The 15,884-nt window shown below is 68.1% G+C and carries 17 protein-coding genes; 4 read left to right on the forward strand and 13 right to left on the reverse strand.

Going from position 1 to position 15,884, the window contains the following annotated elements:
- Position 1 precedes the first annotated feature (1 nt).
- The 3 genes from B5Y19_RS10955 to B5Y19_RS10965 all read right to left on the reverse strand — a co-directional run bounded on the left by B5Y19_RS10955 (position 2) and on the right by B5Y19_RS10965 (position 1,742).
- Entirely contained in the window at positions 2–358 is a 357-nt protein-coding gene (locus B5Y19_RS10955) for an ArsR/SmtB family transcription factor (protein ID WP_079591476.1), read from the reverse strand.
- Entirely contained in the window at positions 352–1,044 is a 693-nt protein-coding gene (locus tag B5Y19_RS10960; RefSeq protein ID WP_079591534.1) for a L,D-transpeptidase, read from the reverse strand. The genes B5Y19_RS10955 and B5Y19_RS10960 overlap by 7 nt, the downstream gene beginning before the upstream one ends.
- Before the next feature lie 68 nt (positions 1,045–1,112).
- Positions 1,113–1,742 carry a DsbA family protein gene (locus B5Y19_RS10965; RefSeq protein WP_244555560.1) on the reverse strand — a complete coding sequence of 210 codons (630 nt, stop codon included), beginning with the start codon at positions 1,740–1,742 and terminating at the stop codon, positions 1,113–1,115.
- Positions 1,743–1,920: 178 nt separating this feature from the next.
- Between B5Y19_RS10965 and B5Y19_RS10970 the strand changes: the two genes are divergently transcribed.
- Both B5Y19_RS10970 and B5Y19_RS10975 read left to right on the forward strand, forming a co-directional pair.
- The gene (locus B5Y19_RS10970) at positions 1,921–2,583 is read left to right on the forward strand and encodes a response regulator (protein ID WP_055729615.1); all 663 of its coding nucleotides are present in this window, start codon (positions 1,921–1,923) and stop codon (positions 2,581–2,583) included.
- Positions 2,580–3,932 carry a sensor histidine kinase N-terminal domain-containing protein gene (locus tag B5Y19_RS10975; RefSeq protein ID WP_055729614.1) on the forward strand — a complete coding sequence of 451 codons (1,353 nt, stop codon included), beginning with the start codon at positions 2,580–2,582 and terminating at the stop codon, positions 3,930–3,932. The genes B5Y19_RS10970 and B5Y19_RS10975 overlap by 4 nt, the downstream gene beginning before the upstream one ends.
- Positions 3,933–3,942: 10 nt before the next feature.
- On the opposite strand, the gene B5Y19_RS10980 is transcribed toward B5Y19_RS10975, so the two are convergent.
- The 7 genes from B5Y19_RS10980 to B5Y19_RS11010 form a co-directional block, all read right to left on the reverse strand.
- Positions 3,943–4,644: an ABC transporter ATP-binding protein gene (locus tag B5Y19_RS10980; protein WP_055729613.1), complete on the reverse strand. Its 702-nt coding sequence runs from the start codon at positions 4,642–4,644 to the stop codon at positions 3,943–3,945.
- Positions 4,641–5,399: an ABC transporter ATP-binding protein gene (locus B5Y19_RS10985; RefSeq protein WP_055729612.1), complete on the reverse strand. Its 759-nt coding sequence runs from the start codon at positions 5,397–5,399 to the stop codon at positions 4,641–4,643. Before B5Y19_RS10985 ends, B5Y19_RS10980 begins: the two co-directional genes overlap by 4 nt.
- Positions 5,396–6,280, reverse strand: coding sequence for a branched-chain amino acid ABC transporter permease (locus B5Y19_RS10990; RefSeq protein ID WP_055729611.1), 885 nt, complete (start codon positions 6,278–6,280; stop codon positions 5,396–5,398). Before B5Y19_RS10990 ends, B5Y19_RS10985 begins: the two co-directional genes overlap by 4 nt.
- The gene (locus B5Y19_RS10995) at positions 6,280–7,143 is read right to left on the reverse strand and encodes a branched-chain amino acid ABC transporter permease (RefSeq protein WP_079591477.1); all 864 of its coding nucleotides are present in this window, start codon (positions 7,141–7,143) and stop codon (positions 6,280–6,282) included. Before B5Y19_RS10995 ends, B5Y19_RS10990 begins: the two co-directional genes overlap by 1 nt.
- Positions 7,144–7,221: 78 nt before the next feature.
- Positions 7,222–8,442 (reverse strand): ABC transporter substrate-binding protein, encoded by a 1,221-nt coding sequence (locus tag B5Y19_RS11000; RefSeq protein ID WP_055729609.1) that lies wholly within the window; start codon positions 8,440–8,442, stop codon positions 7,222–7,224.
- An 18-nt stretch (positions 8,443–8,460) separates the two neighbouring features.
- Positions 8,461–9,699: a metal-dependent hydrolase family protein gene (locus B5Y19_RS11005; protein ID WP_055729608.1), complete on the reverse strand. Its 1,239-nt coding sequence runs from the start codon at positions 9,697–9,699 to the stop codon at positions 8,461–8,463.
- Positions 9,696–10,364, reverse strand: coding sequence for a TetR/AcrR family transcriptional regulator (locus B5Y19_RS11010; RefSeq protein ID WP_079591535.1), 669 nt, complete (start codon positions 10,362–10,364; stop codon positions 9,696–9,698). Before B5Y19_RS11010 ends, B5Y19_RS11005 begins: the two co-directional genes overlap by 4 nt.
- Before the next feature lie 114 nt (positions 10,365–10,478).
- Between B5Y19_RS11010 and pcaD the strand changes: the two genes are divergently transcribed.
- On the forward strand, positions 10,479–11,258 hold the full coding sequence (pcaD, locus tag B5Y19_RS11015) for a 3-oxoadipate enol-lactonase (protein WP_055729607.1): 780 nt from the start codon (positions 10,479–10,481) through the stop codon (positions 11,256–11,258).
- Between the two features lie 310 nt (positions 11,259–11,568).
- Here pcaD and B5Y19_RS11020 read toward each other — a convergent pair whose 3' ends face one another.
- From B5Y19_RS11020 to B5Y19_RS11030, 3 genes are all read right to left on the reverse strand, one after another.
- Entirely contained in the window at positions 11,569–12,006 is a 438-nt protein-coding gene (locus B5Y19_RS11020; protein WP_079591478.1) for a LysR family transcriptional regulator, read from the reverse strand.
- A gap of 46 nt (positions 12,007–12,052) precedes the next feature.
- Positions 12,053–13,201 (reverse strand): acyl-CoA dehydrogenase family protein, encoded by a 1,149-nt coding sequence (locus tag B5Y19_RS11025; protein WP_055729605.1) that lies wholly within the window; start codon positions 13,199–13,201, stop codon positions 12,053–12,055.
- 291 nt (positions 13,202–13,492) lie between these two features.
- Positions 13,493–14,656, reverse strand: coding sequence for a dihydrodipicolinate synthase family protein (locus B5Y19_RS11030; RefSeq protein ID WP_055729604.1), 1,164 nt, complete (start codon positions 14,654–14,656; stop codon positions 13,493–13,495).
- A gap of 166 nt (positions 14,657–14,822) precedes the next feature.
- On the opposite strand from B5Y19_RS11030, the gene B5Y19_RS11035 reads away from it, so the two are divergent.
- Positions 14,823–15,875, forward strand: a complete 1,053-nt coding sequence (locus B5Y19_RS11035) for a LacI family DNA-binding transcriptional regulator (protein ID WP_055729603.1) — start codon at positions 14,823–14,825, stop codon at positions 15,873–15,875.
- The last annotated feature ends 9 nt before the right edge of the window (positions 15,876–15,884 follow it).

Here is a 15,884-nt window from a genome sequence, read left to right on the forward strand (position 1 = left end):
GCTACGGGCCTGACGCTGCGCAGAACAGCGCGCAGATGGCTGCGGCGAGCTGGCCCGGGCCAGTCGCGGCCAGGCCATAGGAGATCCGTCGGGATATCCGGCAAGGCTCGACCACGCCGAGCTCCTGCAGCAGGGCGAGTTCCTCGGACAGGGTGGATCGATCGATGTCGAGCTTTGCCACGAACTCGGCGAGGGAGTACCTGCCTTCCGCGACGAGGCAGGCGATCGCCAGCCGGCGCGGATCGGCGAGCGCTTCCAGCAGGGCTGCGACCGCGCCGGCGCGCTCGCCCAACTCGGCGGGCGACAGGGCCGCCGCGCGGCATGGCGTGCCGCGCGGATCGCCCATGGCGCCTACCATGCCGGTTCCGACGGGGGGGCGGCGGCCGGCCGCGATGCGGCTTGCCGCCGGCCGGCGCCGACCGGGAGCACCACGACTTTCGCGCCGGCGCTGACGCGGCGATAGAGGTCGATCACGTCCTGGTTCATCATGCGGATGCAGCCGGAGGAGACGGCCTCGCCGATGGTCTCCGGCTCATTGGTGCCGTGGATCCGATAGAGCGTGTCCTTGCCGTCCTTGAAGAGATAAAGGGCGCGGGCGCCGAGCGGATTGTCGGCGCCGCCGGCCATGCCGCCGGCCCATTTCGTGTATTTCCGGGGCTCGCGCCGGATCATGTCCTGGGTCGGCGTCCAGCGCGGCCAGACGCGCTTGGTCGCGACATTGGCGGTGCCGGACCAGGCCAAGCCCTCGCGGCCGACGCCGACGCCATAGCGCAGGGCCTTGCCGCCTTCCTGCACGAGATAGAGGAAGCGGTTTTCCGGATCGACCACGATGGTCCCCGGCTGCTCCCGCGTCGGATTGTCGACGAGCTGGCGCAGGTTGCGCGGGCGCAGGTCCTCGAGCGAAACGGCCGGCACACGGAAGGGCTCACCGGTGACCTCGCCATAGCGCTGGCGATCAAGCGCGCTGAAGGGGGAGGGTGGCTTCGCGGTGGGAACCGGCGGGCGGGCGACCGTCGTGCAGCCGGCCGCCAGCAAGGCGAGCATCAGGCCCGCGGCGCGGCGGGTCGGCCGTGGCGGCGCGGCCAGGGGCGCCGGCTCGTCGTCACGCCCCGTCACTGCGCGGCCTGCTTCTTGCGCGCGTCGGCGACGACCTGCTTGAATCCGGCATAGTTCAGCGTCGAGGTGCGGAACGGACCGACCAGATAGGTCGGCGTGCCCTGCAGGCCGAGGGAATCTGCCTGGGCCATGTTGCGCCGGAGCTGGGCGGTGATCTTGTCGGCATGGGTGTCCAGATCTGCCTGAAGCCGGGTCAGGTCGATGCCGGCCTTGCCGATGACCGCGGAGATCTGTTCCTTGCTCAGACGGCCCTTGCTCGCCATCAAAGCGTCGTGGACGCGCTGATAGGCGCCCTGATGGGCCGCCGCCAGGGCGAGCTGCGCCGCATAGACCGAGCTTTCGGTGATGACCGGCCATTCCTTGTAGACGAGCCGGATCTTGCCGTCCTCCTTGACGATCCGGGCGAGATCCGGCGCCGAAGTCCGGCAATAGGGGCAGTTATAGTCGAGGAAGGCGACGATCGTGACGTCCCCGGCCGGGTTGCCCGCGACGGGCGCCTCCGGATCGTTGAGGATCGCCTCGGCGTCGACCTCGCCGGACTGGGCGAAGGCGAAGCCGGGCAGGCTCGCGGCGAGGAGCGAAAGACCGGCGAGAACGGCGCGGCGATCGGGCTGCATGATCTGCATCTTTCTTCTGCTGGGGAAGACGATACGGCTGCGGACGCCGGAAGCGCTATGGTGCGCGTGAGAGAGACCCCCGGGCGGCCGTATCCGCGTTTCCCTTCGGGACGGATATGGCGATCGACCTTCGCCAGCTTAAGCCAGCCTTAAGCTGCGGCAGGATGCTCGGCGCCGAGGAACGGAAATGCGCGTATTGATCGTCGAAGACGACCCCATCCTGGCCGACGGGCTCTCCGTCGGGCTGAGGCTCCACGGCATCAGCGCCGAGGTGGTCGGCTCCTGCGCGGATGGACGGCACGCGCTGGCCGCCGGGGTCTTCGATGCCATCGTGCTCGACATCATGCTGCCCGACGGCTCGGGCCTCGATCTGCTCGAGAGCCTGCGGGCAGGCGGTGAGCAGAGGCCGGTCCTGCTCCTGACGGCTCTCGACGATACGCGGGACCGGGTGGCGGGGCTGGACCGCGGCGCGGACGACTATCTCGGCAAGCCCTTCGACCTCGACGAGCTTGCGGCGAGGCTGCGCGCGATCGGGCGGCGCGGGGAAGGCCGGGCCTCGGCCATGATCGCGGCGGCCGGCCTCCTCCTCGACCCGGCGCGCCACGGCGTGTCGCGCGAGGGTGTGGTGGTTGAGGTGACGCGGCGCGAATTCGCCATCCTGCGGGCGCTGGCCGAGCGGCCCGGCGTCATCCGTTCGCGGACCGAGCTCGAGGAGCGGCTCTATGGCTGGCAGGAGGACGTCGAGAGCAACGCGATCGAGGTCCATGTCCATAATCTGCGCCAGAAGCTCGGCCGAGAGCTGATCGAGACCGTGCGCGGCCTCGGCTATCGCCTGAGGGCGGCGCCGTGACCTCGCTGCGCGCACGCCTGTTCGTCATCCTGGTCGCAGCGACCAGTGCGATCTGGCTGGTGGCGACCGGCTGGATCTATCTCGGGACGAAGCGCGAGCTGGAACATGTCCTCGATACGCGCCTTCAGGAGGCGGCACGCATGGTGGCCTCGCTCGTCCGTGACGATGGCGGGTCGGCGCAGGCCGCGATCGCCGCCTCGCCATCGACCGGGGGCGACGGCGCGGGCTATGAGCGCCAGCTGTCCTGTCAGATCTGGTCGCTCGGGGGGCGCCTCGTCGCCGCCTCGACCGAGGCTCCGGCCGAGCGACTGACGGAGCGTGGCACGGGCTTTTCCGACAGCGTCATCAATGGCGAGCCCTGGCGCGTCTATGCCATCGAGGACCCGGCGAAGGGCGTACGCGTGCTGGTGGGCGACCGGCTCGGCCTGCGCGAGCGGCTGGTCCAGGATCTGGTTCTCGGGCTGGTGGCGCCCGCCGTGCTGATGCTGCCGTTCTTCGCCTGGCTGATCTGGCTCAGCGTCGGCAGGGGGCTCGCGCCGCTGAAGCAGATCGCCTCCGATCTGAAGCGGCGCGCGGCGGATGATCTCAGGCCGGTGCAGGCGCGGGTGGCGGATGAGATCCGGCCGGTCATGGAAGCGCTCAACGGCCTCTTCCGCCGGCTCGAGGCGGCAAGGCGGCACGAGAGGGAGATCACCGCCTTCGCGGCGCATGAGCTACGCACGCCGCTCGCCGGAATCCGCACCCAGGCTCAGATCGCCAAGGCGGCGGATGACCGCGAGATGCGCCTGTCGGCCCTCGACAGGATCATCGAGGGCGTCGACCGGACGGCGCGTCTGGTCAGCCAGCTGCTGGCGCTGGCCCGGCTCGATTCAGGCGCGGGCCGGCAGGTCCGGGAGCCGGTCAATCTCGGGCAGCTGCTGCGCGAGATCGAGCGGGAGCGCACGCGTGGCGACCAGGCCGTCGAGATCGACCCGGCGCTCGACCGGCTGGTGGTCGAGGGCGATCCCGACCGGCTGCGGCTGGCGCTGCGCAATCTCCACGAGAACGCCTGCGGCCAGAGCCCGCCGCGAGGGCTCGTGCGCTGGGGTCTCGCGGGGCAGGGCGGCATCGCCGTGGAGGATGAGGGACCGGGCATCCCGCCCGACGAAATCCCGCTGGTCACACAGCGCTTCTATCGCGGCCGCGGCACGAAGGTGGCGGGAAGCGGGCTCGGTCTGGCGATCGTCGAGGCGGCGCTTGCGGGCTCGGGCGGCGCGCTCGCCTTCGCCAAGCCCACGTCCGGGCAGGGGTTGCGGGCGGAGATCGCCTTTCGCGAGGCCCGCTCCATTCCGGAGCAAGGCCCCGCCTAGGCGCCACGCTTCAGTGCTGGCCGAGATAGAGCTCGGCCGCCTTGGGATCGTCGAGCAGACTCCTGGCAGCGCCCGCGAGCGCGACCTTGCCGCCGTCGAGGATGCAGCCATTGTCGGAGATCGCCAGAGACTGGCGCGCACGCTGCTCGACGACCAGGACCGAGACGCCGAGCTCGGGCAGGCGTTTGATCAGGGCGAAGGCCTCGGCCACCTTGGCAGGAGCCAGCGCCGCGGTCGGCTCGTCGAGGATCATCAGGCGCGGGCGCGTCATCAGGGCGCGCGCGAAGGCGAGCTGCTGGCGCTCGCCGCCCGAGAGCGACCCGGCCCGGGCGCGCTTGCGTTCGCCGAGCAGCGGAAACGCTTCGAAGAGCTCGCGGATGCGCTGCGCCTGGTCGCGCACGCCGACGACGACCTGCAGGTTCTCCAGGATACTCATCGAGCCGAAGACGTTGGCGACCTGCGGCACGTAGCCGATGCCGGCGGCGATGCGGTCCTCGGTCGCGAGCGGCAGCAGGTCGCGCGCTTCGAACGTGATCCCGCCGGAGACGCGCGGCAGCAGCCCGACGATGGCCTTCGCCAGCGTCGACTTGCCGGCGCCGTTCGTGCCGGCGACCGTGAGGATCTCGCCCTTCTGCAGCGACAGCGAGATGCCGTTGAGGATGTCGACTTCGCCGTAGCCGCCGCGGACGTCCTTGATGTCGAGCAGCGTCACGACACGCCTCCGAGATAAGCCTCACGCACCACGGGATCCTCGAGAACGGCGGCCGGGGCGCCTTCGGCCAGGACCTTGCCGCGATCCATCACGGCGAGCCGCGGCACGAGCCGGGTCAACGCTTCCAGATCGTGCTCGATGATGACGAAGCCGATGCCGCGTGCGTTCAATTCCTCGATCCGTTCCATGATCTCGCCGATCAACACCGGGTTGACGCCCGCGAAGGGCTCGTCGAGCAGGATCAGCTTGGGCTCGACCATCAGCGCGCGGCCGAGTTCGAGCAGCTTCTTCTGGCCGCCGGAGAGCTTTCCGGACGGCACGTCGGCAACCTTGCCGAGCTTGAGGAAGGCGATGGTGCGCTCGACGGTCTCGGCGATCTTGGCTTCCTCCTTGCGGACCTGGCCGGGGCGGAAGAAGAGGCCGAGCAGGCTCTCGCCGGTCTGGTCGGGCGCGGAGGCCATCAGGTTCTCGCGCACGGTCAGGTGCGAGAATTCGCGCGGAACCTGGAAGGTGCGCACCATCCCGGCGCGGGCGCGCTGCGGCGGGGAGAGACCGTCGATCGGGTCGCCGTTCAGCCGGATCTCGCCCGAATCGGCCGGGACGAAGCCGGAGATGACCGAGAACAGGGTCGACTTGCCGGCGCCGTTCGGCCCGATGATCCCGAACAGGGCATCGGTCTCGATGGTGAGGCGCACGCCGTCGAGGGCCCGGAAGCCGCCGAAGGACTTGGTGATGTCGCGGATTTCGAGGCTCATCGCTTCGTATAATCCCCCATGAGCCCCTGCGGCCGGTAGATGATGAACAGGATCAGCAGCAGGCCGACGAGGCCGATCCGGACCGAGGCCATGTCGACCTCGGAAATGCCGGGAACCACGTCGCGGATGAAGCGCGAGCCTTCGAGGAAGACCATCAGGATCACCGAGCCGATGACGGCGCCGGAGACGCGGCCGACGCCGCCCATGATGATCGCCATCCAGACATAGAAGGTGACGAGCGGGATGTACTGCTCGGGCACGATGTAGGTGATGTAGTGGGCGTAGAAGGCGCCGGCGATGCCGGCCAGCGCCGCGCCGACCACCAGCACCTGGATCTTGAAGCGCGGCGGGTCCTTGCCGAGCGCCTGCACGGCCTCCTCGTTGTCGCGGATCGCCTCGATGATGCGACCGAAGGGTGAGCGCGCGATCCGGCGGATCATCCAGGCGGCGAACACGGTGACGGCGAGGATGGTGGCGAAGGTGGCGATCTGGCCGGTTGCGCCGCCGAGACTCGGATAGAGCCGCGGAATGCCGGGAATGCCCTGCACGCCGTTGGTCAGCCAGCGCTCGCTGGTGAGCACGATCCGCACCACCTCGGAAAAGCCGAGCGTGACGATGGCGAAGTAGTCGTCCCGCAGGCGCAGCGAGACCAGGCCGATGGGCCAGGCCGCCACTCCCGCGAGCAGGGCCGCGGCGGCGAAGCCGACGATGAAGGGCGCGCCGTTCAGCACGAGCAGCGCGCTGGCATAGGCGCCGATCGCGAAGAAGCCGACATGGCCGAAATTGATCAGGCCGGTGAGGCCGTATTGCAGCGTCAGCCCGAGGCTGAGCAGCACATAGATCAGCGCGATGATGCCGATCGCGACGAGATAGGCTTCCATCAGCGCACTCCCTCGACGCGGCCGAACAATCCGCGCGGCCTGACCAGCAGGACGGCGAGCATGATCACGAAGGCGATCGCGATCTTGTAGGTGAAGCCGACGAAGGGGGTCGAAACCTCCTGCATCGCACCGAGGATGAGCCCGGCGACCACGGCGCCGACCGGCGAGCCGATGCCGCCGAGGATCGCGGCGGTGAAGGCAGGCAGCAGCATCTCCCAGCCGAATTCGGGCGTCACGATCGTCTTCATGCCGAGCATCATCCCGGCGATGCCGGCGACGGCGCCGGCGAGCAGCCAGAGCGCGATCATGACGCGGCCAGGCCGGATGCCGGAGACGCGGGCGAGATCGCGATTATCAGCCACAGCCCGCATCTGCCGCCCGATCGCGGTGAGGTAGAGCAGGCCGAAGACGGCGATCAGCGTGACCAGCGCGACCAGAGCCATCTGCAGGTCGAGCGGCAGGATGCGCAGGCCACCGAACAGATAAGGGCGCGCGAGCGGCACCTGGAAGACCTGCTGGCCATGGCCGAAGGCGACGCCGAGCGCGGCCCGCAGCACGAAGGCGATGCCGATCGAGGCGACTAGAAGCGCGACGACCGAGCGGTTGGCGAGCTTCCGGAACACGCTCCAATAGGCGAGGAGCAGGACGAGGCCGGTGGCGCCCGCCGCGCCGAGCCCGGCGACGATGAAGGAGCCGCTGGCCTTGTGGGCCGCCAGCGCCGCATAGGCACCGAGCGTCATGGAATCGCCGGTCGCGGCATTGGGAAAGCGCGCGATGCCGAAGACGAGCGTGATCGAGAGCGCCGCCAGGCCGATGACGAGGCCCTGGAACAGCCCGTTCACGAAAAGCTGAGCGTAGAACATGGGTGGAAAACCCTGGTCGGGCATCGCCGCGGCCGGAGCCGGGACCCCTGCAGGCGCGGGGCCTGCAGGGGCGATGCGTCAGATGTTGACGACGTAGCGCCGGTTGAGCTTGCCGCCTTCGATGAAGAAGACGCCGAAGGACGGGGAGACGTCGCCGTACTGGTCGAAATCCAGCACGGAGGAAGCGCCCTCGAAGTTGATCTTGCCCTTCTTCAGCGCTTCCTTGCCCTCGGCGTAGCTGTAGACCTTGGTGCCCTCGGGGTTGGAGACCTCGCGGATCTTGGCGTTGATCGCCGCCGTCTCGGTCGAGCCCGCGGCCTCGATCGCCAGCGCCAGCGCATGGACCATGTCCCAGGTCATGGCGCTGAAGATGTTCGACTGGCCGGACTGCCCGGTCACCTTCTGGTAGACATCGGCATAGGCCTTGAAGGACGGCGCCGTCTCGTTGGAGATCGAGTCGACCGAGATCACGCCCTCGACCACCTCCGGGCCGGTCGCCTTGACCAGGTCCGGATTGGCGGCCCAGCCCGGGATGATCCACTTGACCGGCTGGCCGCTCTGGAACCACTCGCGCATGATGATCGTGGTGTCGGAGAGATAGGAGCCGGTGACGATTACGTCCGGGTTGGCCGCCAGCACCTTCTGCAGCTCGGAGCGGTACGACGCCTGGTTCGGCTCGTAGACGACGCTCTCGACGACCTTGTTGCCCTTGGCTTCCCAGGCCTTGCGGAAGCCCTCGGTGTTGCCGATCCCGGAAGCGTTGTTGAAGGCCATGGTCGCCGGGCGCTTGAAGCCTTCCTTGACGCAGATCTCGGCGAAGGCCCGGCCGAAGCGGTCATTGGTGGCCTGGAAGCGGTAGGACAGCCCCTTGGCGTTGGCCGGCGGCACCGACAGCGCAGGCGCGCCGGAGGTGTTCATCAGGATGATGTTCGCGTCGTTGGTCAGCGGCAGCACGGCCAGCGAGACGCCCGAGGACCAGGTGCCGAGGATGGCCTGGACCTTGTTGACGTCGATCAGCTTCTTGGCGGCGAGGACGCCGGCCTGCGGGCTGGTCTGCGTATCCTCCGAAACGACCTCGATCTTGCGGCCGGCGGCGCCGCCGGCGGCGTTGACGATCTCGGCGGCGGCGATGATCATCTTCTGCATGCCGGAGCCGTAGGGGGCACCGGCGCCCGTCACCGGGCAGAGCGCGCCGATGCGGAAGACGCCCTGAGACTGGGCGCGCAGGACGGAGGGCGCCGCTATCAGCGCCGAGGCGGCGCCGAGCGTGCCGATGAACTGACGGCGATTGGTGGTCATGACCTGTTCCCCTTCTGGTTAGTTCAGTTCGTTCTTGATGAATTCGCCGTTCTTCATGATGACCGGCATGTGGCGCCCCTGTCCCGTCAGGAGCGAAAGGTCGGCGAGCGGATCGCCGTCGACCACGATGAAGTCGGCATAGGCATCGGGCTTGATGACGCCGATCTTGCCGGGCATGCCGATCAGCTCGGCCGCGTTGACGGTCGCCGAGCGGATGACCTCGATGGCGGGCAGGATGCGCCCGCGAATGACGAACTCCTCCGACTGATGCCGGTGCATGGCGCCGAGCAGGTCGGTGCCATAGGCCATCGTCACGCCGGCCTCGCTGAGGATGCCGAGCGATTCCAGGCCGCGCAGGCGGACGTCGTCGATCTTGGCGACGGAGGAGGCAGGCAGGCCGTAGGAGGCGCCCTCGTTGTTCAGGGCCTCGTAGGTCACCAGCGTCGGGCAGGCGATCGCGCCGCGCTCCCGCATCAGGCGGGCGGTCGGCGCCTCGACGAGGTTGGCGTGCTCGACCGAACGCACTCCGAGCTTCACGGCGCGGGCGATGCCCTCGTCAGTGTAGAGATGGGCGGAGACATAGGTCTGGGCGTTGTGCGCCTCCTCGACGATCGCGGCGATCTCGGCATCGCTGAAGCCGAGGAAGGCGATCGGGTCGGTCGGCGAGGCGACGCCGCCATTGGCCATGATCTTGATGAACTGGGCACCCTGGCGGATCTCGTCGCGCGCGGCGGCGCGGCAGGCATCGACGCCGTCGCAGACGCGGCCGAGCGAGCCGAGCTGATGGGTCTGGTAGTCGGGCCTGCGATTGTCGTAGCGGCCGCGGAAATCGGCGTGGCCGCCGGTCTGGGACAGAGCCTTGCCGCAGATCACGAGGCGCGGGCCAACATAGAGGCCCTGCTCCTGCGCCTCGACGAGGGCATGGGTCGCGCCGCCGACGTCGCGGACCGTGGTGAAGCCGCGATGCAGCATCTCGCCCATCAGCTTCACGGCCTGGAGGGCGACGAGCGCATCCGGCAGGAGTGCGTTCTGGCCGAAATTGGCCGAGTTGGCGATGACATGGACATGGCAGTCGATCAGGCCGGGCATCAGCGTCTTGCCCTTGAGATCGATGCGGCGCGCGGTGCCGTCCGCGATCGGACGGTCGGAGACCTGGCGGATCAGCCCGCCCTCGACGCAGACGAAGCGGTCGTGTTCGCCTTCGGCGCTGGTGCCGTCGAGCAGCCGGGCATTCTCGAAAATCGTCGCCTGTGTCACTGGGAACCGCCTTGGTCTGTCCGATCGGAAATGGCGCTGGCGCCGGTCCGCTGCTGCTGGGAATGCCCGGCGAGAACCGTCTTCCAGAAGCCGAGGAGGCGCGCGTAATAGGCCGGGTCGTCGCGCAGGATGGTCTGCAGGCTCATGCCGCGCATCAGGCAGAGCGTGGCGTTGAAGGCGGCTCCCACCTCGGGCTTCTGCAGGCCGGTGCCGTCGAAGAAATCCTGCCAGGTGCCGTCGAGCGCGGCATGGAACTCGCGCGTCACCGAAACCAGTTGCTCCCGCAGATAGGGATTGTGCCGCGCGGCGGTCACATGTTCGAGCGTGACCAGGAAAAGCTTGCCGGAGAACAGTTCCCACATCCGGTCGACGAACGCGGAAAGCGACAGGCTCCCGGCCTTGACGAGTTCGGCGACCTGGCGGATCTCGCCGATCCATTCGCGCAGGAGGTGATTGACCGACTGGACGACGAGATCGTCCTTGCTGGAAAAATGGTGGTTCAACGCTCCGCGCGTGACGCCGGCCCGCTTGGCGATGTCCGTCGTCGTGGCGAGCGCATAGCCGCGGTCGACCAGCAGATCGAGCGTCGCGTCGATGAGGCGCGCCCGGGTTTCAGCCGAGCGCTCCTCTTGTGTCCGACGCTGTCGCACTGTGCGGTTGAGCATGCCATCCCGATAGCCGAACAGAAACAAACAGACAAGCATGCATGTTTGTTGCGAAACGCCATTGCCGTGGACAGCCGAAGCAAGACAGAATCGATCCCTCATCGGGGAGACGTCATGCAGATCGACATCAAGGGTGAAGTGTTCGAAGTCCGTCTCGACGGGCCGGAGGGAGCGCCAGCGCTCCTGCTTTCCAATTCGCTGAGTTCCGACAAGTCGATGTGGGACGACCAGATCCCGCTCTGGTCGCGGCATTTCCGCGTGGTGCGCTACGATCAGCGCGGCCATGGCCGCAGCGTGGTTTCGCCGAGCCCCTACACGATGGACCAGCTGGGCGGGGATGCGCTCGCCGTGCTGGACGCGCTCGGCATCGCGCGTGCGCATTTCTGCGGGCTGTCGATGGGCGGCATGGTCGGGATGTGGCTCCTGACCCATGCGCCGGAGCGGATCGGCCGCGCCGTCCTTGCGAACACGGCCGCCTATATGGGGCCGGCCGATCTCTGGAACGGGCGCGTCGCGATGGCCGAGAAGGGCGGCATGGAGGCGCTGGTCGAGGCCACGATCACGCGCTGGTTCCCCGAAACCTTCCGTATGGCCGCGCCGCAGACGATGGAGCGGATGCGCGCCATGATCCTGAACACGCCGGCGGCGGGCTATCAGGGCTCCTGCCTGGCGATCCGCGACATGGATCAGCGCCGCTCGATTACGGCCGTCCGCAATCCAGTCCTGGTCATCATCGGCACGAAGGACCCGGCGACGACGCCGGCCGATGGTGAGGAGATCCTCGCCGCGATCCCCGGCGCCCGCAAATGCCTGCTCGATGCCGCGCACATCTCAAATATCGAGCAGGCCGAGCGGTTCGGCGCCGCGGTGGACGGGTTCCTGCGCGAGGCATGAGGGTGCTCGCCCAACCGTCGTGAAACCGGTGGCCTCCGATCCGGTTTCGGAGGCCACGAGACGTCTTCCCGTGCGCGTTGTCAGCCGGCGGGCACCGGCGGCGTGGCCGAAGCTCGCCGAAGCCGGCGTCAGCTTCATCGCCTTGGCCGCGCTTGGCTTGGTGGAGGGGCGGCCGAGTTGAGGTCGATGAAGATCTGGCCTGGCTTCAGCCAGCACGCGGCTTCAGTGGCCACTGCTTCGGCACGGTCGGCCGTCACGGCGGAAAAGGCATAGGCGCTTGTGCAGGCTTCGGACGCCGATGCGCCGCAGCTCACGTCGATCCGCTGTGCCACATCCTCCAGCCGCCGCTTGGCCTCGCCGAGAACGCGATCGTCGCCGGTGCCGAGCCAACCATCGTCGCCGCTCCCTGTGCGATCACGGAGGGCATGCAATGCGCTGCGACCGTGGGCAGGACGCCGACGGTGACCTGCTCGTTGCCTTCGCGGACATCGACCCTGACTTCGTTCAGGGCCGAGCCGAGATCCTCGAAGATGCGGCGCGCCCGCGGCAGCAAGATCGTGCCGGCCGCCGTCAGCGAAACCTGCCGGGTGGCTCGCAGGAAGAGGGGTGTGCCGAGCGATTCCTCAAGCTTGCGGATGCGGTGGCTCAGCGCCGTCTGCGACAGGTTGAGATGGGACGCGGCGGCGCGGAAGCTGCCTCGTTCCGCGATGCTGATGAAGGCCTGCAAACCGAGGACGTCGACGCGCATGCTCCACCGTAGACGCTCCCCTGGGCGTTTGCGAGCCCGGCGGAAACTACGATGCTGCCTTGATCAGCTCCTTGGCGATGATGGTGCGCTGGATCTGGTTGGTGCCTTCGTAGATCTGGGTGATCTTGGCGTCGCGATAGAGCCGCTCGACCTCGAAGCCGCGGATATAGCCGGAGCCGCCGAAGATCTGCACGGCGTTGGCGGTCTGCGCCACGGCCATGTCGCTGGCAAAGCATTTCGCCATGGAGGAGGCGGAGGTCGCGGGCTTGGCGTGGTCGATCAGGAGCGCGGCCCGCTCGGTGAGGGCGCGGGCCGCGGCGATGTCCTTGGCCATGTCGGCCAGCATCCATTGCAGGCCCTGGTTGTCGAGGATCGGCTTGCCGAACTGGCGCCGGTCGCGGGCATAGGCGAGCGCCGCCTCGAGCCCGGCCTGCGCGATGCCGACCGCCAGCGAGGCGATGCCGACGCGCCCCTTCTCCAGAACGCTCATCATGATGTGGAAGCCGCGCCCTTTCGGGCCGAGCAGCGCCTCGCGCGGCACCGTGACGCCGTCGAAGTTGAGCGCGCCGACCTGACTCGCCCGCTGGCCCATCTTGTGCTCCTTCGGCCCGCGCGAGACGCCGGGCGCGTTCAGGTCGACCAGGAAGATGCTCATGCCGCGATGGCCGGCGGCCGGATCGGTCGAGGCCAGCACGAAGCCGAGATCGGCGACCGGGGCGTTGTGGATCCAGAGCTTGCCGCCGTCGATGACGTAGCCGTCTGCGGTCTCGCGGGCCGTGGTGCGGACATTCGAGAGGTCGGAGCCAGCCTCGGCCTCGGTCAGGCAATAGGCGATGCGGGTCCTGGCCGCGAGGATGTCGGGCAGGCGCTTCAACTGTTCCGGCGTGCCGTAGCGGGTGAGCAGGGTGCCGATCAGCTCGACGACGCCGCACTGATCGGCGACGGAGGAATAACCGCGCGAAAGCTCCTCCATCACGATCGCATAGGCGAAGGCGTCGAGGCCGGCGCCGCCATGCTCTTCCGGAACGGTGATGCCGAACAGGCCGAGCTCGCCCATCCGGGCGTAGATCTCGGCGGGATAGGTCTCGTCGCGGTCGAGGTCGGCGGCGACGGGCTTGACGACATCCTCGGCGAAGCGCCGGGCGGTCTCGCGGATCTGGTCGTAGATTTCGGCGTCGAGCAGGGGTGCGTGCATGGCTTGCTTCCTCCGAAGCGATCTTGTCGGTTGGCGTCTAGGCCGGTAAATCTCGCCGTCATTCCGGGGCGCCGCACAGCGGCAAGCCGGAATCCCATGATCAGTACGCAGCTCCGGTCGTCATGCTCGCCCTTGTGGCGAGCATCCACGTCTTGAACGCTGCACGGCATCGATGAAGACGTGGATGGTCGGGACAAGCCCGACCATGACGGAAATGGTGTGCTCTGGGTTCCGAGGCAGGCCCGCGGCCTGCCCCGGAATGACGGTGAGGTTCCGTGAAACCCGGTATGCCTAGGCGATGCCGTTGAGGGCGCAGAGATGCGCCATGCGGCGCGCCGCACGCTCGGGATCGACGAAGAGACCGGCCTGGTCGGCGAGGCGGAAGAGATCGGCGTAGTGCAGGATGCCGCGGGCGGATTCGGCGCCGCCGACCATGCGGAAATGGCTTTGGAAGCCGTTGAGCCAGGCGAGGAAGACGACGCCGCATTTGTAATGCTGGGTCGGGGCCTCGAAGAGCCGGCGCGACAGCGCGACGGTCGGGTCGAGGATGGCGTGGAAGCCGGCGCGGTCGCCCGCCTCCAGCTTCGCGAAGGCGGCCGCAGCGGCCGGAGCGATCGGGTCGAAGATGCCGAGCAGCCCGTGCGAGAAGCCCTGTTCGTCACCGGCGATCAGCTCGGCATAGTTGAAGTCGTCGCCGGTGTACATGACGACGCCTTCCGGCAGGAGGCGGCGCATCTCGATCTCCTTGCCGGCATCGAGCAGCGAGATCTTGATGCCGTCGATCTTGTCGGCGTGCTCGCGGATCAGGGTGAGCACCGTCTCCATGGCCGGCTTGAAGTCGCGGCTGCCCCAATAGCCGGCAAGCGCGGGATCGAACATCTCGCCGAGCCAGTGCAGGATCACCTTGCCGCGGCACTGGCGGATCAGGCGGCCATAGACGGCAAGATAGTCGTCCGCTCCCCTGGCGACACGGCAGAGCGCACGGCTCGCCATCAGGATAATCTTGCCGCCATGCTTCTCGACATGACCGATCTGCTCCTCATAGGCGCGGATCACGTCGTCTAGGCTGTGGGCGGCTTGCGGGTCGAGTTGGTCGGTGCCGGCGCCGCAGGCGAGATCGGCGCCCGGCGTCGCCTTGGCCTCGGCGAGAACGCGGGCGATCAGCTCGGCGGCGTTCGGCCAATCCAGCCCCATGCCGCGCTGGGAGGTGTCCATCGCCTCGGCGATCTTGAAGCCGAGGCCCCAGAGATGATGGCGGAAGGCGAGCGTGGCATCCCAGTCCACGGCCGGGACGCGCCAGGGCTCCTGCAGCTTCAGCGGGTCGGCGACGACATGGGCGGCCGCGTACACGGTGCGGACGCCATTGGCCGGGGCGGTGCGAGGATAAGGCGACGGTGGAGACAGCCTGTAGCGTTCGCTGCTGCCGTCCAGGCGGGGCAGGGTGATCTCGGCCATCGCTTCCTCCGATACGATTATTGGAACGTTCCAATTCAGAAACGTGCTTTCACTCTTATACAAGGCGATAAAATCGTTTGAAAGAGGCAGATTGCGCAGTTTCCGAAAGGCTGATAATGGAACGTTCCAAGACAAGAATGGCGCATGCCACCGCAGGGACGAAACGATGCCGCAGCCGAAAGGCAGCAAGGGAAGGGTGACGATCATCGAGATCGCGGACGCCGCCGGCGTCTCGAAATCGACGGTCTCGCTCGTCCTGACCGGGCGCGGCAGCGTCAAGCCCGAGACGCGCCAGCAGGTCCTGCAGGTCATGGACCGGCTCGGCTATGTCTATAATCGCGGTGCCGCCAATCTGCGCAACGCGCAGTCCCGCATCGTCGGCCTCGTCCTCAACGACCTCTCCAATCCGTTCTTCGCCGAATTCGCGATCGGCGTGGAGAAGGTGCTGCAGATGGCAGGCTATGTCGCCTTCATGGCCAATACCGCCGAGAGCGTGGTGCGGCAGGAACAGGTGATGCGAATGATGCGCGAGCACGGCGCCGGCGGCATCATCCTCTGCCCGGCGCTGGATACGCGGCCGGAGCATCTCGACTGGGTCAGGGTCGCCGATACGGCGCTGCTGGTGGCGATCCGCCGGCTGCCGGGCGTCAATGTCAGCCATGTCGTACCGGAGAATCTGGCGGGCGCGAGCCGCGTCACCCGCCACCTCGTCAATCTCGGCCATGAACGCATCGCCTTTCTCGGCGGCATGCATTCGATGGTCGTCCGGCAGGAGCGCCATGGCGGCTTCCTGGCCGCCATGGAAGCGGCGGGCCGCGCCGTCGATCCGGCGCTCAACCTCGAAAGCATGCCGACGCGTGACGGTGGCTTCGGTGCGATGAGCGCCGTGCTCTCGCTCGCCGACCGGCCGACCGCCGTGGTCTGCTACAACGACGTCGTCGCCATCGGCGCGATGCTGGCGGCGGCGCGGCACGGGCTCGTCGTCGGACGCGACATCGCCGTCGTCGGCTTCGACGATACCAGCGAGGCGCGCCATGTCTCGCCGGCGCTAACCACCGTCGCGGTCGATCCCGTCGGCCTCGGTGAGCGCGCCGCGGCCCTGCTGCTCAAGCAGATCAACGATCCCGCGATTGAGCCGGAAAGCTTCATCGGCCCCGCCAACCTCGTCATCCGCGAATCCTGCGGCGCCTATCAGCGCGCGCTCGCCGCCGCCGGCTGAACCCTTCCT

Origin of the sequence: Allobosea thiooxidans (assembly GCF_900168195.1) — a bacterium.
GTDB classification, from domain to species: domain Bacteria; phylum Pseudomonadota; class Alphaproteobacteria; order Rhizobiales; family Beijerinckiaceae; genus Allobosea; species Allobosea thiooxidans.